This is a genomic window from Phenylobacterium zucineum HLK1 (genome assembly GCF_000017265.1).
GTDB classification, from domain to species: Bacteria; Pseudomonadota; Alphaproteobacteria; order Caulobacterales; family Caulobacteraceae; genus Phenylobacterium; species Phenylobacterium zucineum.
In genome coordinates, this window is record NC_011144.1 from 3,151,348 (window position 1) to 3,175,060 (window position 23,713).

Here is a 23,713-nt window from a genome sequence, read left to right on the forward strand (position 1 = left end):
CCCCCAGGTTGCGCGGCTTAACCTCTGCGCAAGCGCTGGCCCACAGAATGGCGCCGCCATCCTAGTTCCCCCGAAGCGTACGGCGTCATGTCCCTGCCCGAATTCTTCTTCGAGCGCGTCACCGCGGACATCCGCCAGCAGATGGACGGGGTGCGCGCGCTGGCCGAACGGCTCTGCGACCGGCGCCTGCCGCCGGAGGACCTGGCCTGCGTGGAAGGCATCGCCGAGGCCGCCGCGGGCGTGCGCCGCCTGCTCGACAGCGCCCTCGACCTGAAGGCGATCCAGGCCCAGGGCCTGGCGCTCTCGCTCGCCCCGGTCCGCTTGCGCGAGCTGGCCGACGAGGTGCAGGCCCGCTGGCAGGCGCGGGCCGCCACCGGCGGGGTGACCCTGCTCGTGTCGTACGACGGCCCGCCGGAAGGCGCGGCCATGGCCGACCGGGCCCGCCTGCTGCAGGTGTTCGACGGCTTCATCGGCGAGGCGGTCGGCGCCCGCAGCCGCGGCGCCGTGGAGGTGACGCTGCGCGCCGCCCCCGACGCCGAGGGAATCGCCCTGGAGGCGGCGGTGCGCGGCGCCCGCGACGGCGCCTGGGAGAGCCAGGCCCTGGAGGCCCGTATCCGCGCCATCGAGGCGCGCCTGGGCCTGGAGGCGGCGATCGGCGCCCTCCTGTCGCGCAGCGTGCTCGAGGCCATGGGCGGCGAGTTGCGCCGCGAAACCACCGCCGGCGCCTCCGAGGCCCTCACGTTCTCGCTGCGGCTGGCCGCGGTCGCCGAGCCGCAGGCCGAGGCCCAGCCCACCGCGCCGCGCGCGGCCCACGTCCTCGTCGTGGACGACAACGCCACCAACCGGATGGTCGCCCAGTCGCTGGTCGAGATGTTCGACTGCACCTGCGAGGCGGCCGAGGATGGCGCCCAGGCCGTCGAGATGGCCCGCACCGGCCGCTTCGACCTGATCCTGATGGACATCAAGATGCCTCGCATGGACGGGGTGGAGGCCACGCGCGCCATCCGCCGCCTGCCCGCCCCCGCCGGCGCCGCGCCGATCATCGCCCTGACCGCCAACGCCGACCCCGAGGACGCCGCCGGCTACCTCGCCGCCGGGATGAACGGGGTGGTCGAGAAGCCGATGAAGCCCGAGCACCTGCTGGCCGCCCTCACCCGCGCGCTGGGCGACGCCGCCGCCTCGGCGGCCTGATTTCGCCCCCGGGCTACATCGATGGCCGCCGCCGCTTCGCCAGGATGAGTGGTAGAGGAACGGACCGGGGGCGGCATCCGCGCCGCCCGCGCCGAGGAGTCCCGCGCATGACCGCCAAACCCGATGGCTATGACCCCGGCCACGAGCCCGAGGATGGAGGCGGATTCGACGTCGACGATTGGGGGCGCCTCGCCGCGTTCACCGGGGCGGTGGCGAGCCTGGACGACGTGCAGGCCAGGCGCGCGGTGTTCGCCCTGGCCGATACCGAGGACGCCCGGCCGCTGGACATGGACCTGCCGCAGCCGGTGATCTGGTGGGATGAGGACGGCGAGCAGGCGGCCGTGGCCGTGCAGGCCGAGGTCCACACGGGCGACAACGGTGAGCCGATGGAGGTGCTGGGCCTGATCCTGCCGGACGGCGGATCGGCCGTGGCCCTGCTGGAGGACGTGGACCTGGTGGACGACACCGACCCCGCCTGGCGGGCGCTGGTCGAGGCCGCGGTGGACGGCGCCGACGACGGGGACGAGGACTAGCGCCGGTCAGGCCGGGCCGAGCGCCTCGCGCCGAGCGCCGGCGCGCCGGTCGTAGTCGGCCGCCAGGGCGTCGAGCGCGGCCGCGCCGTCGCCGCGAAAGGCGGGTCCGTGCATCAGGGCCAGGGTGCACGGCGCAAGTTCGGCCAGCCCCCGGATGGTGGCGCCCATGCCGGGGTTCAGGGCCGAGTAGCCGATGATGTCCTCCGAGGCGATGGCCGGGCCGACCACGTCGTCCTCCACCAGCGGCGGGCCGTCGCCGTGCTGGGTGAAGAGATCGCCGCAGAAGAGCGTGCCGGTGGATTCCTCGTAGATCACGCCGGCGTCCCAGCCGTGCGGCGTATGCGGCGTGTCCAGGTAGCGGACCCGCTTGCCGGCTCCGAGGTCGAGAACCTCGCCGTGCCTCAGCGCGCGCGGCGGGCGGTCGGCCATGTCGTTCAGCGAGACGTTGCAGCCGATCTCGCCGTGCGCCACCTGCGCCCGGGGCGCGAGCGCGAGCCATTCGTTCATGGCGCCGCATTCGTCGGCCTCGTAATGACCGAAGCTGATCCAGCGCAGGCGCTCGGGCGCGATCACCCGGGCGACCGCCTCGCGCACCAGCGGGAACATGCGGCGAAGGCCGGTGTGGAAGAGCAAGGGCTCGTCTCCCAGCACCAGGAACTGGTTGAACGTCAGGCCCTTGGGGGCGTCGATCTGGGGGACGAAGGTGGACAGGCGGTAGACGCCGTCGGCGATCTCGGCGACGCGGGTTTCCATGGGGGCGCTCCTGCTGGACCGGGCGAGATTTTCACACTACATAACCGTGTAATGAAAAACCGCGGCGAGGTCAATTTCGCTGCACAGTCCAGTACGGCGAAACAGGCGTGGCCCGGAACTACACCCTGAAACGGCGCGCGGAGCAGCAGGCGCAGACCCGGCGCCGGCTCGTCGAGGCCGCGGTGGACCTGCACGGCGAGCTTGGGCCGGCGCGGACCAGCCTGAGCATGGTGGCCGAACGGGCGGGCGTTCAGCGCAACACGCTCTACGCCCACTTCCCAGACGAGCGCAGCCTGCTGGTGGCCTGTTCGGCCCTGTCGCTGGAGCGCGACCCGCCCCCCGACGCCTCGGGCTGGAGCGACATCGCCGACGCCGGCGAGCGGCTGCGGCAGGGGCTGGGCGAGGTCTACGGCTGGTACGGCCGCACCGCCCAGTTGATCGGCTGCGTGCTGCGCGACGCCGAGCACCACGATCTGACGCGGGAGATCACCGAACTGCGCCTGGGGCCGGTGATCGCCGGTTGGCGCGAGGTGCTGGGGGCCGATCTGGCGGGACCCCGGAGGGCCGTGCTCGAGCTGGCGCTGAGCTTCCATGGCTGGCGCGCGCTCGCCCGCGAGGGCGGGTTGGACGACCCCGCCGCGGCCGCCGCGGCCATGGCGCGGGCGATCGAGGCGCAGCCCGCAGGCTAGGAAGGCGGCCGCCGCGGCCGGTTTCACCTGCAACTTTTTTGCGGCGGAACGCCCTATTGCGCCGCCATCCGCAATGACTTAGGTCGCCATCTCCGGTTCCGGGGGAGAAAATGGCCGAGGCCAAGCCCACCCAGGCCGCGCCGTCGCTGGAGGCGGTGCGCCAGCGCATCGACGCCATCGACGCCGAGCTGCTGCGGCTGCTCGACGAGCGGGCGGGGCTGGCCCATGCGGTGGCCGCCGCCAAGGCCGCAGCAGGGGACGCGGGCAAGTTCGGCCTGCGCCCGGGACGCGAGGCCCAGATCGTCCGCAAGCTGCTGGCCGCCCCTCGCAAGGCCGCGACGCCGGCGCTGGTCGTGCGGGTCTGGCGCGAGCTGATGGCCGAGAGCCTCGCGCTGCAGGGACCGTTCCGCCTCGCCGTCTGGGGCGGCAAGGACCCGGGCCGGGCGGCCGAGCTGGCCCGCCTGCGGTTCGGCGCCGCGCCGCCGCTGGGCCAGGTCGCCAAGCCCGAGGAGGCGCTGGCCGAGGCGAAGGTGACCGGCGGGGTCGCCGTCCTGGCCCTGACCCGCGACAGCGCCTGGTGGGGCCGGCTGCTGGCCGAGCCGCGCCTGAAGGTGTTCGCGGCCCTGCCGTGCCTGGCCGCGTGGGGGCCCATGGCCGCCCTGGCCGTGGCCGAGGTGGAGGTCGAGCCCACAGGCGACGACGTGACGTTCTGGGTGACCGACGCGGCGGGCTCCGCCGCGGCCGTCGAGGACGCCCTCTCGCGCGACGGCGTGGCGGCCAGCCTCATCGTGGAGAGCGGCGGGCTGAAGCTGTTCTCCCTGGCCGGCTACTACCAGCCGCAGGACGAGCGCCTGGCCCGGGCGCCGGGCCGGCTCACGGGCGTGATCGGGGCTGCGCCGGGGCCGCTGGACGTGTAAAGCGGCCGCCATGGCCGACTCCAACGAACTCCCGACCGCCCCGCAGACCGACCGTTCCCGCGCGACCCGCCCCCTCCCCAAGCCGGGGATCATGGACATCCACGCCTATGTGCCAGGCAAGGCCAAGGCCGAGGGCGTCGCCGACCCCGTCAAGCTGTCGGCCAACGAGAACATCCTGGGCTGCAGCGAGCAGGCGCGCGAGGCCTACGCGGGCGCAGCCGGCCAGCTGCACATGTATCCCGACAGCCGCACCAGCCTGCTGCGCGCCGCCGTCGCCGAGCGGTTCCGGCTGGAGCCCGAGCGGCTGATCTTCGGCCAGGGCTCGGACGAGGTGTTCCAGCTGCTGAACCAGGCCTTCCTGGAGCCCGGCGACAACATCGTGCAGGGCGAGTACGGCTTCGCCGCCTACGCCATCGGCGCCTATGCCTGCCAGGCGCAGGTGCGGCGCGCGAAGGAGCCCAACTACACGATCGACGTGGACGAGATCCTGAAGTGCGTGGACGAGCGCACGCGGATCGTCTTCATCGCCAATCCCGCCAATCCCACCGGCACCTGGGTCCCGTTCGCCGAGATCGAGCGCCTGCATCGGGCCCTGCCGGCCTCGGTCGTGCTGGTGCTGGACGGCGCCTACAGCGAGTTCTGCAACGACCCGGCGTTCGACGACGGCATGGACCTGGCGCGGACGGCGCAGAACGTCGTCGTCACCCGCACCTTCTCCAAGCTGCACGGCCTGGCCGCCCTGCGGGTGGGCTGGGGGTATGCGCCGGCCGAGATCGCGGCGGCGGTGGACCGCATCCGCCTGCCGTTCAACATCTCGATCCCCGGCCAGCTCGCCGCCGTCGCCGCCCTGGCGGACGAGGACTTCCAGCGCCGCTCGGTCGAGCACGTGGACCGCTGGCGCCCCTGGCTGGCCCAGCAGCTGGGCGGCCTGGGGCTCGAGGTCGTGCTGCCCTCGGCGGCCAACTTCCTGCTGGTGGGCTTCCCCAAGACCCCGGGCAGGACGGCGGTGGAGGCCGAGGCGTTCCTGGCCGGCAAGGGCCTGCTGGTCCGCGGCGTCGGCAACTACGGCCTGCCGCACCACGTGCGCATCACCATCGGCCTGGAAGAGCACAACCGCGCCGTCACCGAGGCGCTGGCCGAGTTCCTGAAGGCCTAGGCGCCCTCCGCCCGCACCTGCTCCAGGAGGCTCTTGGCCTCGTCGACGAAGGCGGCGACGACCTTGGGGGCGTAGGGGTTCTGGGTCTGGATGGCCTTGAAGAGCTCGAAGGTGTCGGCGCCAATCAGGCCGCAGAGCTCGAGCAGGTGCTGGTACGACTGGGTCGCCAGCCGCTCGTCCGGGATGCCGAGATTGACGAGGCTGCGGCCGATCAGGTGCGTCAGCGCCTGGACGTAGGCCATCTCCTCGTCGTGCTCCTCGGGCGTGGTGATCGTGACCGAAAGGCCCAGCTCGCGGCCGAGCGCGGCGACCCGCTCGTAGCGGTCGCCCCGGATCGGGCAGACCACGAACCGCAGGCCCGGCAGGCCGTCGCGCGCCACCGACTGGGGGCCGAACAGCGGGTGGGTGGCCACGAGGTCGGCGTGCGCCGGCAGCAGCTCGGCCATCCAGCGGGCGGGCAGCACCTTCACCGACCCCACGTCCACCACCAGCGCGCCGGGCTTCACGTGCGGGGCGATGGCGGCGAACACCTCGCGCATGGCGGCCACCGGCACGGCCACCACCACGACGTCGCAGGCCGCCGCCGCTTCCAGCGAGCCGAAGCCCACGCCCAGCGCCCGGGCCGCGTCCTCGGCCCCCGGCGCCGGATCCGACGCCAGGACCTGGAAGCGGTCCTTCAGGATCCCCGCCGCCAGGCGGCCGAACTGTCCCAATCCGATGAGGCCGAGGGTCTTCATGGGCGGCTCGATAGCCGGGACGGCGGCGCGCGGCAAACGCCCGACGCCTTGACGCCGGGCACGATATTCACCCCAATGGTTGAATGAACGGTCTGGACGAGACGCTGCAGGCGCTGGCCGACCCGACCCGACGGGCGATCCTGGCCCGGCTGGCGGCGGGCGAGGCGCGGGTCACCGAGCTGGCTGCGCCTTTCCCGATCAGCCTGAACTCGGTCTCCAAGCACATCCGCACGCTGGAGCGGGCCGGGCTGGTGCGGCGCCGGGTGCGGGGGCGCGAGCACCTCCTGGCCCTGGACCCGCGGCCGCTGGACGAGGCCGCCCGCTGGATCGAGGACCACCGCAAGCTCTGGGCCTGGCGCCTGGAGGAACTGGAGAAGGCGCTGAAGGATGGCTGAACTGACGGTGACGCACCGCTACCCGTTCCCTGCCGAGCGGGTGTTCGACGCCTGGCTGGACCCGAGGATCGCCCGCCGGTTCCTGTTCACCAGCCCAGAGAGCGAGATCGTCCGCTGCGACATCGACGCCCGGGTGGGCGGCCGCTTCGCCATCGCCGACCACCGCGACGGGGCCGAGGACATCCTGCACGTCGGCGAGTACCTGGAGATCGACCGGCCCCGGCGACTGGTCTTCACCTTCGGCGTGCCGCAATTCGACCCGACGATGACGAGGGTGACGGTCGAGATCGCCGCCGACGGCGATGGCTGCCTGCTGACCCTGACGCACGAGGATGTGCCGCCGCAGTGGGTGGAGCAGGACCGCGAGGGCTGGACGATGATCCTGGCCGGGCTGGAGCGGGCGCTGGCCTAGGAACCTGGCTCCGCCGACCACCATCCGGGGCGGCCGGCCGCACACGCGGCGACGTCGTCGATGATCTGCGGATAGCCGTCGCCGTCCTCGAAGCCGGCGTCCGCGATCACCTCGCCGTCGACATGGACCTGCAGCGAACGGGTGCTGCGCAGCAGGCCGACCTGCGCCTCGGTCAACCCGCCGTCCGCCATCAGGTAGTTCGGCGCCGGGTAGTCCGGCGTGAAGGGGAAGCGGCCTTCGTCCGTGGCGATCTCGCCGCGGCTTCCGCGCGCGAGCTCCTGACCGTCTGGGACGCCGACGCCGACATAATACCTGTCCGCGTGGATGAGCTGGAGCATCCGGCCGTCGTAGAGCTGGGCCTGGGCGAGGCACATCTCCTCGTCGACATACATCCACCAGACGCCCCCGGCGTGGAGGGTCGGCGTGGACGACTCCTCGGCGTGGGCCGTGGCGGCCGCGCCCATCAGCACGGCCGCAGCCAGGACCATACGCAGCATCCGTCGCCTCCCCAGGTTGTTCTCGCGCCAGCTTAACTTCCAAGCGGCGGCGGCGTAAAGAACGGATCGCGAACCTAGCCCGGTTCGCCGTCCGCAACGCTCAGGAAGCCCGCCACCTGCTCGATGGCCTCCACCAGCGTCACGCGCTGCAGCTCGACACCCTCCGGAAGGCCCGAGAACAGGCGCGTCGGGGCGGCCGCGTCCAGCATGACGAAGACGCCGCGATCGTCGGCCCGCCGGATCAGGCGACCGAAGGCCTGGGCGATGCGGCCCCGCGCGATGGCGTCGTCGTAGCCCTTGTTCCCGAACCGCGCTCGCCGGGCCTTGTGCAGGATGTCGGGCCGTGGCCACGGCACGCGGTCGAACACGAGGAGGCGCAGCGACCGGCCCGGCACGTCCACGCCGTCGCGGACCGCATCGGTGCCCAGCAGGCAGGCGTCCTGTTCGGCCCGGAAGATGTCCACCAGCGCCCCGACCTCCAGCGGATCGACGTGCTGGGCGTAGAGGGCCAGCCCCTTGTCGGCGAGCGGGCCGGCGATGCGCTCGTGCACCGCCTTCAGCCGGCGGATGGCGGTGAAGAGACCCAGGCCCCCGCCCCCGGCGGCCAGGAACAGCTCGCGCATGGCGGCGGCCACCTGGCGCGCATCGTCCCGGCCGACGTCGGTGACCACCAGGGCGCGGGCGTTCCGGGCGTAATCGAACGGCGAGGCCAGCTTCAGGGTCTTGGGCCGGTCGGGCAGGCGCGCCGCGCCCGTCCGCATCTCGGCCAGGGCGAAGGGGTCGTCCAGCGTGGGGTCGGCCAGGGTCGCGCTGGTCACCAGCACCCCGTGGGCCGGGGCGATCACCGCGTTGGTCAGCGGCTCGGTCGGGTCCACCCAGTGGCGGCGGCAGGCGGCGTCCACCACCCGCCCGTAGAGAAAGGTGGCGTCGAACCAGTCCACGAAGTCGGGGTCGTCCTCGGCGTCCTCGTCGATGGCCCGCAGCATCGAGCGCCAGGCCGGCAGGGTCATCCGCGCGCGGCGGTCCAGGCCGCGCAGCGCCCCCTCGATCCGCGCCCGCTCCGAGCCGCCCAGGGTGGCGCTCTCCTCGTCCAGCAGGTCCTCCAGCGCGCGGGCCAGCGCCAGCAGCGGCGCCTCGATCCGCGAAAGGGCGGCAGCGGCCTCTCGAGCGGTCTCGCGCACCAGGTCGAGGGCCGGGCGGGCGGCGCACTCCATGCCGATGTCGGACGAGGTCGCCCGCGCCCGCAGTTGCTCCAGCACCGCCACCAGGAAGCCCTCGATGGGGCCGATGGGGTTCACCTCGCCGTTGGGCGGCGCGATGCGGCCGGACCAGCCCTCGCCCGGCAGGGCGGCGGCGGCGTGGAGCGCGGCGGCGAGTGTCTCGCGCGCGTCGTCGCGATCGCCCAGGATGTCGGACAGGCGGTTCTCGAGCCCCCGCCCGCGCCGACCGCGCCCCTCGGGCCCGCGGATCCAGCGGCGCATCTCGGCGGCCTCGGCGCCCGACAGGGCGGCCGAGAACGCGGAATCGGCCGCGTCGAACAGGTGGTGGCCCTCGTCGAAGACGATGCGCTTCAGCAGGGTGGTCTCGGCGTCGGCCTTGGAGCCGCGCGCGGCCCGGGCGCCGTCGAACGCCGCCTGCGTCATGACGAGGGCGTGGTTGGCGATGACGATGTCGGCCCGGCGCGAGCCGCGGATCGCTTTCTCCACGAAGCAGGCGCGGTAGTGCTGGCAGCCGGCGTGGACGCACTCGCCGCGCCGGTCCACCAGGTTCTGCGGGCTGGCCTGGCCCGCCGGCGAGACCGCGAACAGGCCGTGCAGCCAGGCGGGGAAGTCGCCGCCCGTCATGTCGCCGTCGCGGGTCGCCCTCGCCCACCGCGCGGCCAGGGCCATGCCGGTCAGGTCGGCCCCGCCCAGCTGGGCGGCGTTCGCCTGCTCCTGGAAGTTCAGCAGGCACAGGTAGTTCTCGCGCCCCTTGCGGACGACCACCTTCTTCGCCCGCGCCTTCTCCTCCTCGAAGATGCTGCGGCTCTCGCGCTCGATCTGGCGCTGGAGGGCGCGGGTGTAGGTGGAGACCCAGACGGCCGGGCCGTTCGCCTCGGCCCACAGCGAGGCGGGGGCCAGGTAGGCCAGGGTCTTGCCGACCCCGGTGCCGGCCTCGGCCAGCATCATCCGCGGCTCGCCCTCGCGCTCGCGCGGCTGGAAGACGAAGGCGGCCTCGGCGGCGAGCTCGGCCTGGGCCGGCCGCGCCTCGTCGAGCCCGGAACGGCCCAGCAGGGTCTTCAGCCGCTCGGCGGCCGCCCCGCCCTCGACGGGCTTGGAGCCAGGCTCGCCGGGCGGCGCCTCGGCCTCCCATTCGGCAAGCCGCATCCAGACGTCGAGGCCGGACGAGCGGAACTGGTTGCCGGCCGGCGCCGAACGCAGCGCCCCGACCACCGCCGGACCCCAGGGCCAGCCGCCGCGCGCCAGGGTCTCGGCGATCGCCAGCGCCTCCTCGCGGGAGGGTTCGGGGGCCGCGGCCAGCTCGGCCAGCAGGGCCTGGCAGACCTCGCGCAGGGCCCGCGCCTGGGCCTCGGCGCCCTTCGGCTCGGGCATGCCCATCGCCAGCGCCAGACCCGCCGCCGACGGCGCGGCGAACCGGGCCGGCCGTACGAAGGCGAACAGCTCCAGGGCGTCGAAGATCCGCGGCGACCTGGGCGGCGCGTTCAGCGCCAGCCGCCGCGCCGTCATCGCCGCATGGGCGACCAGCACGGGGGCGGATTCGAAGAGGTCGCGCGCGTCGGGCGCCCGAAGGCCCTGCGTCCGCGCGGCGTCCGCCACCGCCGCCCGAGGTCCGGGCAGCACCACCAGGGCCGGGGCGAGATCGAGCGCGGCAGGGGGAAGAGTCACCCGCAGAAGTTACCGCGCGGCGGCGGTGAACGGAAGGGGAACTGTCCCCCACGCTCATAAACCACAGGCGGGCGCGGAGGGTCCGCCAACCCTCCACGCGCGTCCCGAGGGGCGCCGGTCGAGCGGACAACCGCCGCTATGTCGGGTACCGGCTGTTGCGAACAAGCTCTGCAATCGTAGGGTGCGGCAAAGACGCGCATGTGGGCGCGTCACAGTCGTCCGCGCTGCGGGCGTCGAGCAGCAACGGGAGAGCGCAGCATGACCGTCCTCGTCTCCGGTAACACCCCCATCAACGTGAACACGCCCGAGATCGGGGCGCTGGCCTGGGGGGACACGCTGACCGCCAACTCCAGCTTCATCTCGCTGCGGTTCGAGCAGTGGATCGACGAGTTCACCGGCAGCTTCCAGTACGACGTCTTCGGCGAGCTGGCGGGCGGCGTGATCACCGGCTGGAAACAGACCTACAATGGCCAGTTGGTCTTCGAGGTGACGGGGGCGGAAGTCTCGGTCGGCCAATTCCTGATCTGGGTCGCGAACGACGACAACGCGACCGCCGTGCAGACCATCTTCGCCGGCGCCGACAGCATGACCGGATCGCAGTTCCTGGACATCCTGTCCGGTTACGCCGGAGCGGACTCGCTGTTCGGCATGGGCGGCGACGACACGCTGGAGGGCGGCGCGGGCGAGGACTACGTGCGCGGCGGTGACGGGGCGGACAGCCTGGCCGGCGGGGCGGACTTCGACGATCTGCACGGCAATCTCGGCAACGACGTCGTGGACGGGGGCCTGGGGACCGACTGGGTGGTCGGCGGCCAGGGGAACGACCTGCTGCGCGGCGGCGACGATAGCTCCTACGACGTGGTCTACGGCAACCTCGGGAACGACACCTGCTACGGCGGGGACGGCGGGGACTGGGTGCGCGGCGGCCAGGGCGACGACAGCCTGTCGGCCGGCGGCGGCGCAGACTGGATCTGGGGCGACCGGGGCAACGACACCATCGAGGGCGGCGCCGGGGCCGACATCTTCTTCGTGTTCGGCGAGGCCGGGACCGACCGGGTGCTGGACTTCAACGCCGCCGAAGGCGACGTGGTGCGGGTCGAGGCCGGCTACACCTACAGCGCCGCCCAGGTCGGCGCGGATGTGGTTGTCAGCGTCGGTGGCGGGGCACAGGTGGTCCTGGCCGGGCGCACCCTGGCGGCGCTCGGCGACGGCTGGCTGGTCGGCGGCTGAGGCGCCGGCGCATTCCCGGCCCGCCTCCCCCAACTGGGGGATGCGGCGGGCCTGCGCCCCCCCGAGGATGACGGCCATCGTTTGGCTTTAAGTCTCGGGAGGCCGCATCATGGCCACGCTTGTCGCCGGTCCGTCGGGGATCGACTTCGATAACCTCCTCATCAGCGATCTCCTGCTCGGAGACACGATCGAGGCCACCTCCACCCGCTTCGTCCTGAAGGACGGGGCGTGGCTGGAGGAGTTCACAGGGACCTTCACCTACGCGAACGACGAGCTGAGCGGCGGGACCGTCACCGGCTGGCGCGAGACCGAGGCCGGCGAGCTGAAGTTCGACGTCCAGGGCTTCTCGGTCCCGGTGGCCACCTTCGTCGGCTGGGCCGAGACCAACGACAACGAGGGCGCGCGCAGCGGCATCCTCGCCGGCGCCGATCAGATCACCGGCTCGGCCTTCGCCGACCGGATGTGGGGCTACGCGGGCAACGACACCCTGGAAGGCGGCGGGGGCCAGGACTTCCTGCGCGGCAACGACGGCGACGACAGCCTTTCGGGCGGGGCCGAGTTCGACGACCTTCACGGCAACATCGGCAACGACACCGTGGACGGGGGCCTTGGCACCGACTGGGTGGTCGGCGGCCAGGGGAACGACCTGCTGCGCGGCGGCGAGGACGACTCGTACGACGTGGTCTACGGCAACCTCGGGAACGACACCTGCTACGGCGGCGACGGAGCCGACTGGGTGCGCGGCGGCCAGGGGGACGACAGCCTGTCGGCCGGCGGCGGCGCCGACTGGATCTGGGGCGACCGGGGCAACGACACCATCGAAGGCGGCGCCGGGGCCGACATCTTCTTCGTGTTCGGCGAGGCCGGGACCGACCGGGTGCTCGACTTCAACGCCGCCGAGGGCGACGTGGTGCGGGTCGAGGCCGGCTACACCTACAGCGCCGCCCAGGTCGGCGCGGATGTGGTGGTCAGCGTCGGCGGCGGGGCCCAGGTCGTACTGGTCGGACGCACGCTGGCGGCCCTCGGCGACGGCTGGCTGGTCGGCGGCTAAAGCCGCCTCAGCAGGCGGGCGAGGCGGCCCCGTAGCGGGCGTGGACGGCCTTGGCCGGCGCGCCCGGCTCGCCCAGGACGAGGATCGTCATCCGGTCGTAGTCGCAGTCGCCCAGCGGCTCGGGGTCCGGATCGCCCAGGGCGCGGGCGATGTCGGGGACGGTGTTGCTGTGCCCCACGACGAGGACCACGGCGTCCTCCGGCGCCTCGCGCGCGGCGGCGGCCACGCGGGCCGCATGGGCCGCCGCCCCGCCCGCCAGCGACACCGAGGTGGGGGTCAGGCCGGTCGCGAGCGCGGCGGGAAAGCCGGTCTGCACGGTGCGCTTCAGCGGGGTGGTGAGGACGCGGGAGAGCCGGGCGCCCGCCAGCGCCCCGGCCAGCGCCTCGGCCCGGGCCAGGCCGGCAGGCGACAGGTCGGGGTCCTTGGAGTCGTCGGCCTTCTCGGCGTGACGGACGAGGATCACGGTTTGGGCCGCGGCCACGGCCGGGCCGGCCATGAGGGCCACGGACAGGAGCGGAGCCAGGAAGAGGCGCGGGAGCATGCGGCGAGCTTGGCTGCGTCGCGGCCGCCTGTGAAGCCTAGGCCGCGGCCTGGGCCGCCGCCAGCTCGGCGGCGCGACGGCGGGCCCTGGCCTCGGCGCTGTTGACGAGCGCCCAGCGCAGGGTGCGGCCCAGCGCCCGGACGCCCAGGCGGGCGGCGGCCCGGCGCGGCGCGGAAAGGCGGAAGCCGTGCAGGCGGGCCGCCCAATCGGGCAGCAGGTCCTTGGCCGCGTCGAAGGCCAGCGTCATGGCCGGGCCGGCGGCGGGGGTCGGCGCCTGCTGGCTCAGCAGCGCGCGGGCGACCTCCTTCGTGCGGTGGTCGTAGCGCAGCTGCGGGCGCACGGCGCGGAAGTAGGCCTCCACCTCGGCGCGGCTCTCGGGCACGTCCGTCGCGCCGAGCCGCCGGGCGATCTCGGCCGTCTCGCGGTAGTAGCGGTCCTGTTCCGACGGCGGGAAGTCCGGGTCCTTGTAGCGCAGGTACGCGGCCAGGAACGACGAGACCTCGGCCACGTGAACCCAGGTGAGCAGGTCGGGATCGTCGGCCGAATAGGGGGTCCCGTCGGGCAGCGTCCCCTTCACGCGGCCGTGGATCGTCCGGACGTGGTCGATGTAGCCCTGCGCCTCGCGGCGGTCCCCGTAGGTGGTGCCGGCGATGAAGCGGGCGGTGCGCTTCAGCCGCCCCTGCATGTCCTGCCGGAAGTTGGAGTGGTCCCACACGCCGGCCAAGGCGCCCGGATGCAGCATCTGGACGAGCAAGGCGGTGATCCCGCCCACCATCATGCTGGCGAAGTCGCCGTGCACCTTCCAGCAGGCGCTGTCGGGGCCGAAGAAGCCGGTGTCGGCGCGGTTGCGCTCGACCGTGTCGTCGCCCGTGCCGCCGACGAGCTGGCGGACCTGCAGGACGATGGCGTGGCGCAGCGGAGGCATGCGGCCAAGATAGTCCGGGACGCGCCCACGGGAAGATGCGGACGCCTGCGGCGGTTTCGCCTTGCGCCCGCCGCAATGGCGGAGTCTGCTGGCGGCATGAACACCACCCTGCTCGCCGCTCTCGTCAGCGCCGTCGCCATGGCCGGGGCCGCCGGCGCAGCCGAGGCGCCCGACGGACCGATGGCGACAGCGGGGGCCAGCGGCTCGCCGCCCACGCCCGCAGCGGCGGACGCGGCTCCGGCCCGCGCCGACGCGCCCTCCGCGCCGCCGATGCGGCCAATGACCACCGCCCAGCAGATCGACGACTTCCTGGCGAGCTCGCCCGCGGCCCGCATCGAGGCCGACGAGCTGGCGGAGGCGGGATTCGCCCCCGGAATCCCTCCCGAGCGGCGCGTCCGCGGCGAGGTGTCGGTCGGCGTCGGCAGCCACGGCTACCGCAGCGTCCACGCCCGCGTCGCAGGTCCCGTTGGCAAGAACGCCTGGGTCAGCGTCCAGGCGGGCCAGACCGAAGGCCGCGGCCTCTATCCCGGCTGCTACGGCCCGGGGCGCATGGGACCGTGGGACGGCCCCGGCTGCGGGCCGGTCTTCGGCTACTGAAACATCACCGGCCGGGGCCTCAGGGCGTCGGCGCTTCGCAGACCTGGATGTCCTCGGGCTTCGGGCGGGCGGCCGGCGCCGGCGGCTCGAACACCGCGAGATAGCCCACCCCGCCCTGCAGCCGGCGGAAGTCCACCATCCGATAGCCCACGGCCTCGAACTCGCACTCCAGCAGCGCCGGACTGACGCCGTGGTTCTGGGTTGGCCGGTCCACGTCGATCACCCCCACCCGGCCGCCGGCCTTCAGGGCGGGGGCGAGGTTCCACAGCAGGGCGTAGGGGTTCTCGATCTCGTGGTACATGTGGACCAGGATCGCCCGGTCCACCGAGCCGGCCGGCAGCTTGGGATCGTCGGGCTCGCCGACGATGATCCGCACATTCTTCAGGCCCCGGCGCTCGGCCTCGCGGCGCAGGCCCGAGACGTAGTGCTCGACGATGTCCTCGGCGTAGACCACCCCCGTCGGCCCGACGGCCGGCGACAGGCGCAGGGTATGGTAGCCCGAGCCCGCGCCGATGTCGGCCACGGCCATGCCCGGCCGGATTTCGAGGCCCCGGATCAGCTGGCCGGACTCGTCGGCCGCGTCGCGGTCGGGCCCGGACGAGAAGGTGTCGGTCACCACGCTGGCCACCGGCCGGTCGGGCGTGGGGAAGCCGTTCGGGCCGCGCGCCGGCTGGGCGGCTGCCCCGCTGCGGGGGCCGTCCGAGCATCCGGCGGCGAGGACCAGGGTCAGGATAAGGGCGGGGACGATACGCATCGGAGCCAGTTCTAGCCTCAAGAACTTAGGATCGCGCGCGCCTTTTGCCACGCTCATCGACGGGGCTGCCGAAACGAACCGCGAACATGCTATAGGGCCCGCGATGGCCGACGCCGCCGACCCCGCCCTGCCCTCGGGCCTGCTGCCGCCAAGGTTCCAGGCCTGGTTCGAGGCGCGCGGCTGGCGCCCCCGACCCCACCAGCTCGAGATGGTGGAGAAGGGCCGGCAGGGCCGCCACGCGCTGCTGATCGCCCCCACCGGCGGCGGCAAGACCCTGGCCGGGTTCCTCCCCAGCCTGATCGAGCTCGCCGAGCGGCCGCCGGCGAACACCCCGCGCGGCCTGCACACCCTCTACATCTCGCCGCTGAAGGCCCTGGCGGTGGACGTGGAGCGGAACCTCAACGCCCCGATCCTGCAGATGGGTCTGCCGGTCGTCGCCGAGAGCCGGACGGGCGACACCGGGGTCGCGCGCCGCCAGCGCCAGCGCGTCAAGCCGCCCGACATCCTGCTGACCACGCCGGAGCAGCTGGCCCTGCTCTGCGCCTGGGAGGGCGCGCGACTGTTCTTCGAGGACCTGCGCTGCGTGATCCTCGACGAGATCCACACCCTGCATTCGTCCAAGCGCGGCGACCTCCTGGCCCTGGACCTCGCCCGCCTGCAGCAGCTCGCCCCGAACATGCGCCGCGTGGGGCTGAGCGCGACGGTGGACGATCCGGAGGTGATCAAGGCGTGGATGGGGGTGCATGCGGCGGACGTCGTCAGTCCTCCTCCCGTTGCTACAGAGAGGGGCGTCGACCTCGTGCTCGGTCCGGCGGGAGCCGAGCCGGTGGTGGACATCCTGCTGTCCGAGGGGCGGGTCCCGTGGGCCGGCCACACGGCCCAGCACGCCATGGCCGAGGTCTACGACGCCATCCGCAAGGCGCGCACGGCGCTGGTGTTCGTCAACACCCGCTTCCAGGCGGAGTTCGCGTTCCAGGAGCTGTGGCGGCTGAACGACGACGCCCTGCCGATCGCCCTGCACCACGGGAGCCTGGCGGCCGAGCAGCGGCGCAAGGTCGAGGCGGCGATGGCGCGCGGCGAACTGCGGGCCGTGGTCTGCACCTCCACCCTCGACCTCGGCATCGACTGGGGGGACGTCGACCTCGTCATCCAGCTCGCCAGCCCCAAGGGCGCCTCGCGGATGGTCCAGCGGATCGGCCGGGCCAACCACCGGCTGGACGAGCCCTCGCGGGCGCTGTTCGTGCCCGCGAACCGGTTCGAGATGCTGGAGTGCCAGGCCGCCCGCGAGGCGATCGCAGAGAACCGGCTGGACGGCGACCCGCCGCGGGTCGGCGCGCTGGACGTGCTGGCCCAGCACGTCATGGGCTGCGCCTGTTCCGAGCCGTTCGACATGCTGGCGCTCTACGACGAGGTGCGCACGGCCGGCCCCTACCGGGACCTGTCCTGGGAGGACTTCGAGCAGGTCGTGGATTTCGTCTCCACCGGCGGCTACGCCCTGAAGACCTACGACCGCTTCCGGCGGATCGTGCAGGGGCCGGACGGCCGCTGGCGGGTCCGCAACGCCCAGATCGCCCAGCGGCACCGGCTGAACGTCGGGGCGATCGTCTCGCCGGCCATGCTGTCGGTGCGCATCGCCGGGCGGGGCGGCCGTGGCGGGCGCAAGATCGGCGAGATCGAGGAAGGCATGCTCGAGATGCTGGACCCGGGCGACACCTTCGTGTTCGCCGGCCAGGTCTGGGCGCTGGAGGCGGTGACCAACCTCGACGTCCTGGTGCGCCCGGCGGGCGACAAGGACCCGAAGATGCCCTCGTGGGGCGGCTCGAAGTTCGCGCTGTCGACCTACCTCGCCAAGCGCGTGCGCCAGCTGATGTTCGACGAGAGCCACTGGGGCGTCCTGCCGCTCGACACCCGTGAGTGGCTGGAGGCCCAGCGCGACCGCTCGATGATCGTCGGCGAGGACGAGATGCTGCTCGAGACCTTCCCGCACGGGAAGCGGCATTTCCTCGTCTGCTACCCCTTCGACGGTCGCCTGGCGCACACCACCCTGGCCATGCTGCTGACGCGGCGCCTGGAGCGGGCCGGCGTCGGGCCCCTGGGCTTCGTCTGCAACGACTATGCGATGGCGGTCTGGGCGCTGAACCCGATGGACGGTCTCGACTTCGACGAGCTGTTCGCGCAGGACATGCTGGGCGACGACCTGGAGGCGTGGCTCGCCGAGAGCTTCATGATGAAGCGCGCCTTCAAGGGCTGTGCGATCATCGCGGGCCTGATCGAGCGGCGCTTCCCCGGCGAGCAGCAGAAGACCGGGCGGCAGATCACCTTCTCCACCGACCTGATCTACGACGTGCTCAGGCGCCACGAGCCGGATCACCTGCTGCTGCGCTGCGCCCGAGCGGATGCGGCGACCGGCCTCATCGACGTGGCGCGGCTGGCGCAGATGCTGGCGCGCATCCGCGGCCGCATCCGGCACGCGCCTCTCGACCACCTCTCGCCCTTCTCGGTCCCCATCCTGCTGGAGATCGGCAAGGAGCGCTCGCCGGGCGGAGCCTCGGACCTGATGCTGGCGGAAGCCGAAGCCGAACTGATATCGGAAGCCCTGTCGTGAACGCCCTTGCGCCCCTCTTCGCCTACGCCTTCGCCGCCAGCGGCTGCGGGGGCCTGCGGACCCATGTGGCGGGGACCGAAGTCGTGATGCGCGCCTCGGGCGCCCTGTGGATCGGAGCCGAGCGGTCGCTGGTGGCGGCCGACCTCCACCTGGAGAAGGGCTCGAGCTACGCCGTGCGTGGCCAGATGCTGCCGCCCTACGACACCCGCGAGACCCTGAGCCGGCTGGAGGCCGAGGTGGCGGCGACCGCGCCGGCGGCTCTCATCCTGCTCGGCGACACCTTCCATGACCGCCGCGCCGAGCAGCGGCTGGCCGCCGACGACGCCGAGCGGCTGCGGGCGCTGGCCAGGGGCCGGCGGCTGATCTGGGTGGTGGGCAACCACGACGCGGACGGGCCGCAGGCGCTGCCGGGCGAGACCGCCGACGAGCTCTCGCTCGCGGGCCTCGTCCTTCGCCACGAGCCGCAGGGCGGGCTGCAGCCCGGAGAGGTGGCCGGCCACCTGCACCCGGCGGCCAAGGTGCGGGCCCCGCGCGGGACCGTGCGGCGCCGCTGTTTCGTCACCGACGCCGAGCGGGCCATCCTGCCGGCCTTCGGCGCCTACGCCGGCGGGCTGAACGTGCGGGACGCCGCGTTCGCCGGGATGTTCGCCCGCCCGCCGCTGGCCGGCGCCCTCGCCTCGTCCCGCGTACGCGCCATCGGCTGGCGCCAGCTCGCCGACGATTAGCCGCCTCTCCGGCCGCAAGTTGCGCGGCGCCCGCCGTTCGGGCCAAGGTCTCGCCAGGTTGGAGGGACTTTCCATGCATCGACGCGAACTGCTGGCGGGCGCCGGCGCGCTTGGGCTTCTGGCGACGGCGGCGCCGACCGCAATGGCGCAGGGGCGCGCCGCCAAGACCTATCCGGTGCGGGAGTTCTTCGAGACCACCAACTACCGGATGGCGGCGCCGGCGGGCTACGGCTTCTCGCCCGACGGCCAGCGGATCCTGATCTCCAGCGACGCGACGGGCGTGTTCAACGTCTACGCCCTGCCCGCGGCGGGCGGCGCGCCCCAGCCGCTGACCAACTCCAAGACCGACGCCACCTTCGCGGCCAGCTGGTTTCCCAGCGACGAGCGGATCCTCTTCACCGCCGACCAGGGCGGCAACGAGCTGAACCACCTCTATGTCCGCGAGCCGGACGGCAAGGTGCGGGATCTGACGCCCGGGGAGAAGCTGAAGGCCCAGTTTCTCGGCTGGAACGCGGCGGGCGACACCTTCTACGTCGGGTCGAACGAGCGCGACCCGCAGACGTTCGACGTCTACGCCTATTCCGCCAAGGACTACGCCCGCCGGCTGGTGTTCCGGAACTCGGGCTACACGGTCGGCGCGATTTCGCGCGACGGCCGCCGGGCGGCGCTGGTCAAGGCGCGCTCCAGCGCCGACAACGACCTCTACCTGGCGGACCTGGAAGGCGGCGGCGAGCCCAAGCTGATCACGCCGCACCAGGGGAACATCGAGCACACCGTCTACGGCTTCACGCCGGACTCCCAGGCTCTCGTCTACGGAACGGACGAACACGGCGAGTTCACCCAGGCCTGGCGCTACGACCTGGCCGGCGGGGCCAAGACGCCGCTGATCCAGGCCGACTGGGACGTGATGTACGTGATCCACGGCTGGAGCGGCCGCTACCGCGTGCACGCGGTGAACGCCGACGCCTCCACCGCCGTGACGATCACCGATGCGGCCGGGCGGCCGGTGACGCTATCGGGCGCGCCGGCGGGCGACCTGGGGAGCGTGCGTTTCAGCGGCGACGAGCGGCGGATCGCCTTCACCGTCGCCTCGGACACCTCGCCGGCCGACGTCTTCGTGGCCGACCTGGCCGACGGCCGGGCCCGGCGGCTGACCACGGCGCTCAATCCGGCGATCGACGAGGCGGACCTGGTGGAGGCGACCATCGCCCGCTTCGCCAGCTACGACGGCCTGCAGATTCCGGGGGTGCTCTACCGGCCGAAGGGCGCGAGCGCGGCCAGGCCCGTCCCGGCGCTGGTGTGGGTGCACGGCGGCCCGGGCGGCCAGAGCCGGCGCGGCTACATCGCCGAGGTGCAGAACCTCGTGAACAAGGGCTACGCCGTCTACATGATCAACAACCGGGGCTCGTCCGGCTACGGCAAGACCTTCTACCACCTCGACGACAGGAAGCACGGGGACGTCGACCTGAAGGACGTGACCGCCGCGGCCCGCTGGCTGAAGTCGCTGGACTGGGTGGCCGACGACCGGATCGGCGTGATCGGCGGCTCATACGGCGGCTACATGGTGGCCGCGGCCCTGGCCTTCGAGCCCGAGGCCTTCGACGTGGGCATCGACATCTTCGGGGTGACCAACTGGGTCCGGACGCTGAAGTCCATCCCGCCCTGGTGGGGCGACTTCAAGGCCGCGCTCTACGACGAAATGGGCGACCCGGCGACCGACGAGGCGCGGCACCGGGCGATCTCGCCGCTGTTCCACGCGAAGAACATCCGCAAGCCCCTGCTGGTCGTGCAGGGGGCGAACGACCCGCGCGTGCTGAAGGTCGAGAGCGACGAGCTGGTGGCGGCGGTGAAGGCGAACGGCGTGCCCGTCGAGTACGTGGTCTTCCCCGACGAGGGCCACGGCTTCCAACGCCGCGCCAACCGGATCACGGCGTCGGAAGCCTACGTCCGCTTCCTGGACGCGCACCTGAAGGCGGGGGCCTGAGCCGGCCCCGCGCCAAGGAACGGATCAGCGGGCGGGCCGGCTAGCCGTTGAGGAAGCCGTGCTCGCCCAGCACGCGGACCTGGCAGGCGCGGCCCTCGTCCTGGGCGGCGCGGGCGTGGCGGTTTGCGGCGGCCTTCGCCTCTTCCTTCTCGCGGGAGTGGGCGAAGTAGCGGCCGTCCTGCTCGACGGCCCACTGTCCCTCGTGGCGCGTGACGGTGAAGACGATCCTGTCGATGCTCATGCGGCGGGGTCCTCCTGGCTTCACTGCTAACGCGCGAGCCGCCCTTCCGATCCGTACAGCCGACCTTCAAGCGGTGGAAAACCCAGGGTTTTCGGATAACGGAGAGATAAAACTTGCATTCCGCCGGACCCACCCCCATCCTTCTGCAATCAAATTCGTTGACGCTCGACCGCGATTTCTCCGCAATCACTGATTGGCGGCCTGGGATCCGACCCCCGACCTCTCCGAAAATTTGATCTCACAGCTCATTCTCGGGCGTGAGAACTCGTGTCCGGAAAGGAACGACCCATGACCTCAGGAACCGTGAAGTGGTTCAACGCCACCAAGGGCTTCGGCTTCATCCAGCCTGACGACGGCGGCACCGACGTGTTCGTCCACATCTCCGCCGTCGAGCGCGCCGGCATGGCCGGCCTGCACGAAGGCCAGAAGCTGAGCTTCGAGGTGCAGAAGGATCCGCGCAGCGGCAAGTCCGCCGCGGCGAACCTGCAGGCGGCCTAAGGCCGTCGGAGGGGCTGCGCGCCGCGCGGCCCCTCGCTCCTTCCCGAGGGCTGGGGCCCCTCCTCTTACGGAGACCCGCCATGGAAGACCTTACACTCTGCGTCCAGGCCGCTCCGGGCGGCTGGCGCATCGCCTGCCCCGTCGGCGACCTTTCTCTGATGTTCCTCTCGGGCGCCGAGGCCGAAGCCAAGGCCCACGCCTTCGCCGAGCGGCTGTCCGCCTCCGGCCGCGACGTCCGCGTCGTGATCGAGGACCGCCACGGCCGGGTGGCCGGCGCCACGCGCTACTTCAGCGCCGACGAGCTGGCGCTGATCTAGAACGTGTAGCTCAGGCTGACCGACACGTTCCGGGGCGCGCCGTAGAAGGCCTGCTCCCAGTAGAGGCTGGTCAGCCGCTTCTCGTCCGTCACATTGTTCACCCGCACCGTAGCCTTCACCGCCTCGGTGAGCCGGTAGCTCGCCACCAGGTTCAGCAGGGCGTAGCTGTCCTGGCGGATCACGCCCAGCGCGGTGTCCAGGTGGATGTCGTCCTGCCACTTCACCACGCCGCCCAGCTGCAGGCCTTCGACCGCCGGAACATCCCAGGTGACGCCCAGCACCAGCGTCTGGCGCGGCACGTAGGTGCGCACGTCGGCGCCGTCGTCCCCCTCGATCTCCAGCGTCGTGAAGCCGCCCTGCACCTTGAAGCCGCCGGGCAGCCGGCCCACGGCCTCGATCTCGATCCCCTTCGAGCGGGTCGCGATCCCCCGATAGACGCTGATCCCGCCGGGCGTCATGCCGGCCAGCTCGGGGTAGTTGTCCTGCTCGGCCTTGAAGAGGGCGACGGAGGTGTAGAGCCGGCCATCCAGCCACTCGCCCTTCAGGCCGCCTTCCCAGCTTTCGCCCTTGGCGGCGCCCAGCGGCTGAAGGGTCTCGTCCAGCTCGGCCTGGGGCTCGAAGATGTCGGAATAGCTGCCGTAGAGCGTCAGGTTCGGCGTGAACGTCCAGGTCGCGCCGACGTAGGGGCTGACCGCCTCCTCGTCCCGGCGCATCGAGGCGCCGAAGCTGTCGCCGCGGGTCTTCACGTCGATGGCGTTGAAGCCGACCACCGCTTTCACGCCCCGGCCGAAGTCCAGGTGCGCCGCGCCGTACACCCGGTTGAACCGGTTGGTGAAGTTGGCGGCCTGCACGGGCGGCTCCCACGTCGGCTCGGCGATCTCGTCGCCGCTCCAGGTTCCGAACGGAGGCAGCGCCCCCCAGGCGGGATCGGTGAAGGGGACGGCGTACTGCAGGTAGCCGGACTGGCTCTTCGCCGACGTCACGCCCAGGACGATCTCGTGCCTCTTGCCGGCGATCTCGAGCGGGCCTGAGAGGACCCCGTCGAACAGCGTGGAATTGTTCGCCTGGTCGTACCGGCCGGGGTTGCCGAACAGGCCGAGCCCCGTCTCGGGATCCGGGTTGCCGTAGACGTAGAACAGCCGCGAGGGCTCCTTGAAGTCGTTGTAGGTGAGCGTGCCCTTCGCCTCCCACCCGGCGGGCAGGGCGTAGACCAGCTCGACGAAACTGGTGCGGGTGCGGATGTCCCACTCGGTCCAGTCCATGCTGGTGGTGGCCGACTCGTCCCATTCGGCCTGGGTCCCGTCGGTGTAGAGCAGCGGCAGCGCGCCCCACAGCACGCCCTCGGCGCTGCTGTCCTGCTGGGTGTAGCCGGCGGTGACGATGGCGTTGTCGCCGATCTGGCCCTCGACCACGCCGTAGACGAAGGTCCGGGCGCTGCTGTTGAGGTCGAGCCACGAGTCCCGGTCCTCGGCGGCGACCACCAGGCGGCCGGCCCAGCGGCCCGATGGCGAGAACGGTCCGGAGACGTCCACCTCGCCGCGGATCCGGTCCCACGAGCCGGCGGTCAGCTCGGCTCCGCCGCGGAAGGCGTTGGTCGGCCGCTTGCGGACGTAGTTGATCGTGCCCGACGGATTGCCGGTGCCGGTCAGGAGGCCGTTGGCCCCGTGCACGGCCTCGACCTTCTCGTAACCGGCCACGTCCACATCGCCCGCCACGTTCCGGGTGAACGGCAGGCCCACCCCGTCCACCTGCATGCTGCGGATGTCGAAGCCGCGGGCGTTGTAGTAGGTGCGGTCGGTCTCGACCTCCTCGACGTTCACGCCGGGCGTCAGCATCAGCACGCTGTTGGCGTCGTCCAGGCCGAACACGTCCATGAAGTCGCGATCGATCACGGTCACGGCCTGCGGCGTCTCGACAAGGCTGAGGTCGAGGCCCGTCGCGCCCTTGGACGTGCGGTTCTCGCGCCGGGCGGTCACCACCAGCTCGGAAACCTCGGCTCCTGCGGAGGCGGCCTCCTCGGCGAAGGCGGGCGCGGCCGACGCGGCCGCTCCCACGAGCATGCTGGCGAGGAGGAGACGTC

Annotated in this window: 24 protein-coding genes; 15 read left to right on the forward strand and 9 right to left on the reverse strand. The window is 72.5% G+C overall.

All coding sequences use genetic code 11. From position 1 onward, the window contains the following. Window positions 1-87 precede the first annotated feature (87 nt). Together PHZ_RS15220 and PHZ_RS15225 are read left to right on the forward strand one after the other, a co-directional pair. Window positions 88-1,191, forward strand: a complete 1,104-nt coding sequence (locus tag PHZ_RS15220) for a response regulator (protein ID WP_012523294.1) — start codon at window positions 88-90, stop codon at window positions 1,189-1,191. 107 nt (window positions 1,192-1,298) lie between these two features. Continuing rightward, a complete protein-coding gene (locus PHZ_RS15225; RefSeq protein WP_041373596.1) occupies window positions 1,299-1,724 on the forward strand; it encodes a hypothetical protein in 426 nt (141 codons plus the stop codon). 6 nt (window positions 1,725-1,730) lie between these two features. Here PHZ_RS15225 and PHZ_RS15230 read toward each other — a convergent pair whose 3' ends face one another. Next, window positions 1,731-2,477, reverse strand: a complete 747-nt coding sequence (locus PHZ_RS15230; RefSeq protein WP_012523295.1) for an oxygen-binding di-iron domain-containing protein — start codon at window positions 2,475-2,477, stop codon at window positions 1,731-1,733. Window positions 2,478-2,584: 107 nt separating this feature from the next. Here PHZ_RS15230 and PHZ_RS15235 point away from each other — a divergent pair, with 107 nt between their 5' ends. From PHZ_RS15235 to hisC, 3 genes are all read left to right on the forward strand, one after another. Beyond that, window positions 2,585-3,166, forward strand: a complete 582-nt coding sequence (locus PHZ_RS15235) for a TetR/AcrR family transcriptional regulator (RefSeq protein ID WP_012523296.1) — start codon at window positions 2,585-2,587, stop codon at window positions 3,164-3,166. A 110-nt stretch (window positions 3,167-3,276) separates the two neighbouring features. Continuing rightward, window positions 3,277-4,083, forward strand: coding sequence for a chorismate mutase (locus PHZ_RS15240; protein ID WP_012523297.1), 807 nt, complete (start codon window positions 3,277-3,279; stop codon window positions 4,081-4,083). A gap of 91 nt (window positions 4,084-4,174) precedes the next feature. Next, window positions 4,175-5,239 (forward strand): histidinol-phosphate transaminase, encoded by a 1,065-nt coding sequence (gene hisC, locus PHZ_RS15245; protein WP_012523298.1) that lies wholly within the window; start codon window positions 4,175-4,177, stop codon window positions 5,237-5,239. Here the strand turns inward: hisC and PHZ_RS15250 are convergent. After that, window positions 5,236-6,012, reverse strand: a complete 777-nt coding sequence (locus tag PHZ_RS15250) for a prephenate dehydrogenase (RefSeq protein ID WP_269079161.1) — start codon at window positions 6,010-6,012, stop codon at window positions 5,236-5,238. The genes hisC and PHZ_RS15250 overlap by 4 nt on opposite strands. A 47-nt stretch (window positions 6,013-6,059) precedes the next feature. Between PHZ_RS15250 and PHZ_RS15255 the strand changes: the two genes are divergently transcribed. Both PHZ_RS15255 and PHZ_RS15260 read left to right on the forward strand, forming a co-directional pair. Beyond that, window positions 6,060-6,371: an ArsR/SmtB family transcription factor gene (locus PHZ_RS15255; RefSeq protein WP_012523300.1), complete on the forward strand. Its 312-nt coding sequence runs from the start codon at window positions 6,060-6,062 to the stop codon at window positions 6,369-6,371. Beyond that, on the forward strand, window positions 6,364-6,783 hold the full coding sequence (locus PHZ_RS15260) for an SRPBCC family protein (protein ID WP_012523301.1): 420 nt from the start codon (window positions 6,364-6,366) through the stop codon (window positions 6,781-6,783). Before PHZ_RS15255 ends, PHZ_RS15260 begins: the two co-directional genes overlap by 8 nt. On the opposite strand, the gene PHZ_RS15265 is transcribed toward PHZ_RS15260, so the two are convergent. Then, on the reverse strand, window positions 6,780-7,280 hold the full coding sequence (locus tag PHZ_RS15265; protein WP_148216882.1) for a hypothetical protein: 501 nt from the start codon (window positions 7,278-7,280) through the stop codon (window positions 6,780-6,782). The two genes, PHZ_RS15260 and PHZ_RS15265, sit on opposite strands and share 4 nt — an antisense overlap. 74 nt (window positions 7,281-7,354) lie before the next feature. After that, window positions 7,355-10,165 (reverse strand): ATP-dependent DNA helicase, encoded by a 2,811-nt coding sequence (locus PHZ_RS15270; RefSeq protein WP_012523302.1) that lies wholly within the window; start codon window positions 10,163-10,165, stop codon window positions 7,355-7,357. Between the two features lie 258 nt (window positions 10,166-10,423). Here PHZ_RS15270 and PHZ_RS21835 point away from each other — a divergent pair, with 258 nt between their 5' ends. Both PHZ_RS21835 and PHZ_RS21840 read left to right on the forward strand, forming a co-directional pair. Beyond that, window positions 10,424-11,395 (forward strand): calcium-binding protein, encoded by a 972-nt coding sequence (locus tag PHZ_RS21835; RefSeq protein ID WP_012523303.1) that lies wholly within the window; start codon window positions 10,424-10,426, stop codon window positions 11,393-11,395. 109 nt (window positions 11,396-11,504) lie between these two features. Continuing rightward, window positions 11,505-12,446 (forward strand): calcium-binding protein, encoded by a 942-nt coding sequence (locus PHZ_RS21840; protein ID WP_012523304.1) that lies wholly within the window; start codon window positions 11,505-11,507, stop codon window positions 12,444-12,446. 7 nt (window positions 12,447-12,453) lie between these two features. Here PHZ_RS21840 and PHZ_RS15285 read toward each other — a convergent pair whose 3' ends face one another. Both PHZ_RS15285 and PHZ_RS15290 read right to left on the reverse strand, forming a co-directional pair. Then, window positions 12,454-12,987, reverse strand: coding sequence for a histidine phosphatase family protein (locus tag PHZ_RS15285; RefSeq protein ID WP_012523305.1), 534 nt, complete (start codon window positions 12,985-12,987; stop codon window positions 12,454-12,456). A gap of 37 nt (window positions 12,988-13,024) precedes the next feature. Continuing rightward, window positions 13,025-13,912 (reverse strand): oxygenase MpaB family protein, encoded by an 888-nt coding sequence (locus tag PHZ_RS15290; protein WP_012523306.1) that lies wholly within the window; start codon window positions 13,910-13,912, stop codon window positions 13,025-13,027. A 75-nt stretch (window positions 13,913-13,987) separates the two neighbouring features. On the opposite strand from PHZ_RS15290, the gene PHZ_RS15295 reads away from it, so the two are divergent. After that, on the forward strand, window positions 13,988-14,509 hold the full coding sequence (locus PHZ_RS15295) for a hypothetical protein (RefSeq protein WP_148216883.1): 522 nt from the start codon (window positions 13,988-13,990) through the stop codon (window positions 14,507-14,509). A 19-nt stretch (window positions 14,510-14,528) separates the two neighbouring features. Here PHZ_RS15295 and PHZ_RS15300 read toward each other — a convergent pair whose 3' ends face one another. Then, window positions 14,529-15,263, reverse strand: coding sequence for a class I SAM-dependent methyltransferase (locus PHZ_RS15300; RefSeq protein WP_012523307.1), 735 nt, complete (start codon window positions 15,261-15,263; stop codon window positions 14,529-14,531). A 103-nt stretch (window positions 15,264-15,366) separates the two neighbouring features. Here PHZ_RS15300 and PHZ_RS15305 point away from each other — a divergent pair, with 103 nt between their 5' ends. From PHZ_RS15305 to PHZ_RS15315, 3 genes are all read left to right on the forward strand, one after another. Then, the gene (locus PHZ_RS15305) at window positions 15,367-17,868 is read left to right on the forward strand and encodes a ligase-associated DNA damage response DEXH box helicase (protein WP_012523308.1); all 2,502 of its coding nucleotides are present in this window, start codon (window positions 15,367-15,369) and stop codon (window positions 17,866-17,868) included. Beyond that, entirely contained in the window at window positions 17,865-18,593 is a 729-nt protein-coding gene (gene pdeM, locus PHZ_RS15310; RefSeq protein WP_236611844.1) for a ligase-associated DNA damage response endonuclease PdeM, read from the forward strand. Before PHZ_RS15305 ends, pdeM begins: the two co-directional genes overlap by 4 nt. 73 nt (window positions 18,594-18,666) lie before the next feature. Then, window positions 18,667-20,577 carry a S9 family peptidase gene (locus PHZ_RS15315; RefSeq protein ID WP_049758283.1) on the forward strand — a complete coding sequence of 637 codons (1,911 nt, stop codon included), beginning with the start codon at window positions 18,667-18,669 and terminating at the stop codon, window positions 20,575-20,577. A gap of 40 nt (window positions 20,578-20,617) precedes the next feature. Here PHZ_RS15315 and PHZ_RS15320 read toward each other — a convergent pair whose 3' ends face one another. Beyond that, window positions 20,618-20,818 carry a hypothetical protein gene (locus PHZ_RS15320; protein ID WP_012523311.1) on the reverse strand — a complete coding sequence of 67 codons (201 nt, stop codon included), beginning with the start codon at window positions 20,816-20,818 and terminating at the stop codon, window positions 20,618-20,620. A 288-nt stretch (window positions 20,819-21,106) separates the two neighbouring features. On the opposite strand from PHZ_RS15320, the gene PHZ_RS15325 reads away from it, so the two are divergent. Together PHZ_RS15325 and PHZ_RS15330 are read left to right on the forward strand one after the other, a co-directional pair. Then, window positions 21,107-21,316: a cold-shock protein gene (locus tag PHZ_RS15325; protein WP_012523312.1), complete on the forward strand. Its 210-nt coding sequence runs from the start codon at window positions 21,107-21,109 to the stop codon at window positions 21,314-21,316. 80 nt (window positions 21,317-21,396) lie between these two features. Next, on the forward strand, window positions 21,397-21,633 hold the full coding sequence (locus PHZ_RS15330; protein WP_041373599.1) for a hypothetical protein: 237 nt from the start codon (window positions 21,397-21,399) through the stop codon (window positions 21,631-21,633). Here the strand turns inward: PHZ_RS15330 and PHZ_RS15335 are convergent. After that, entirely contained in the window at window positions 21,630-23,693 is a 2,064-nt protein-coding gene (locus PHZ_RS15335) for a TonB-dependent siderophore receptor (protein ID WP_187149087.1), read from the reverse strand. The two genes, PHZ_RS15330 and PHZ_RS15335, sit on opposite strands and share 4 nt — an antisense overlap. Window positions 23,694-23,713 lie beyond the last annotated feature (20 nt).

Coding starts and splice junctions, on each gene's coding strand:
- PHZ_RS15220 (WP_012523294.1), top strand. CDS start 88: ATGTCCCTGCCCGAATTCTTCTTCGAGCGCGTCACCGCGGACATCCGC.
- PHZ_RS15225 (WP_041373596.1), top strand. CDS start 1,299: ATGACCGCCAAACCCGATGGCTATGACCCCGGCCACGAGCCCGAGGAT.
- PHZ_RS15230 (WP_012523295.1), bottom strand. CDS start 2,477: ATGGAAACCCGCGTCGCCGAGATCGCCGACGGCGTCTACCGCCTGTCC.
- PHZ_RS15240 (WP_012523297.1), top strand. CDS start 3,277: ATGGCCGAGGCCAAGCCCACCCAGGCCGCGCCGTCGCTGGAGGCGGTG.
- hisC (WP_012523298.1), top strand. CDS start 4,175: ATGGACATCCACGCCTATGTGCCAGGCAAGGCCAAGGCCGAGGGCGTC.
- PHZ_RS15255 (WP_012523300.1), top strand. CDS start 6,060: ATGAACGGTCTGGACGAGACGCTGCAGGCGCTGGCCGACCCGACCCGA.
- PHZ_RS15260 (WP_012523301.1), top strand. CDS start 6,364: ATGGCTGAACTGACGGTGACGCACCGCTACCCGTTCCCTGCCGAGCGG.
- PHZ_RS15265 (WP_148216882.1), bottom strand. CDS start 7,280: ATGCTGCGTATGGTCCTGGCTGCGGCCGTGCTGATGGGCGCGGCCGCC.
- PHZ_RS21835 (WP_012523303.1), top strand. CDS start 10,424: ATGACCGTCCTCGTCTCCGGTAACACCCCCATCAACGTGAACACGCCC.
- PHZ_RS21840 (WP_012523304.1), top strand. CDS start 11,505: ATGGCCACGCTTGTCGCCGGTCCGTCGGGGATCGACTTCGATAACCTC.
- PHZ_RS15285 (WP_012523305.1), bottom strand. CDS start 12,987: ATGCTCCCGCGCCTCTTCCTGGCTCCGCTCCTGTCCGTGGCCCTCATG.
- PHZ_RS15290 (WP_012523306.1), bottom strand. CDS start 13,912: ATGCCTCCGCTGCGCCACGCCATCGTCCTGCAGGTCCGCCAGCTCGTC.
- PHZ_RS15295 (WP_148216883.1), top strand. CDS start 13,988: ATGGCGGAGTCTGCTGGCGGCATGAACACCACCCTGCTCGCCGCTCTC.
- PHZ_RS15300 (WP_012523307.1), bottom strand. CDS start 15,263: ATGCGTATCGTCCCCGCCCTTATCCTGACCCTGGTCCTCGCCGCCGGA.
- PHZ_RS15305 (WP_012523308.1), top strand. CDS start 15,367: ATGGCCGACGCCGCCGACCCCGCCCTGCCCTCGGGCCTGCTGCCGCCA.
- PHZ_RS15315 (WP_049758283.1), top strand. CDS start 18,667: ATGCATCGACGCGAACTGCTGGCGGGCGCCGGCGCGCTTGGGCTTCTG.
- PHZ_RS15320 (WP_012523311.1), bottom strand. CDS start 20,818: ATGAGCATCGACAGGATCGTCTTCACCGTCACGCGCCACGAGGGACAG.
- PHZ_RS15325 (WP_012523312.1), top strand. CDS start 21,107: ATGACCTCAGGAACCGTGAAGTGGTTCAACGCCACCAAGGGCTTCGGC.
- PHZ_RS15330 (WP_041373599.1), top strand. CDS start 21,397: ATGGAAGACCTTACACTCTGCGTCCAGGCCGCTCCGGGCGGCTGGCGC.
- PHZ_RS15335 (WP_187149087.1), bottom strand. CDS start 23,693: ATGCTCGTGGGAGCGGCCGCGTCGGCCGCGCCCGCCTTCGCCGAGGAG.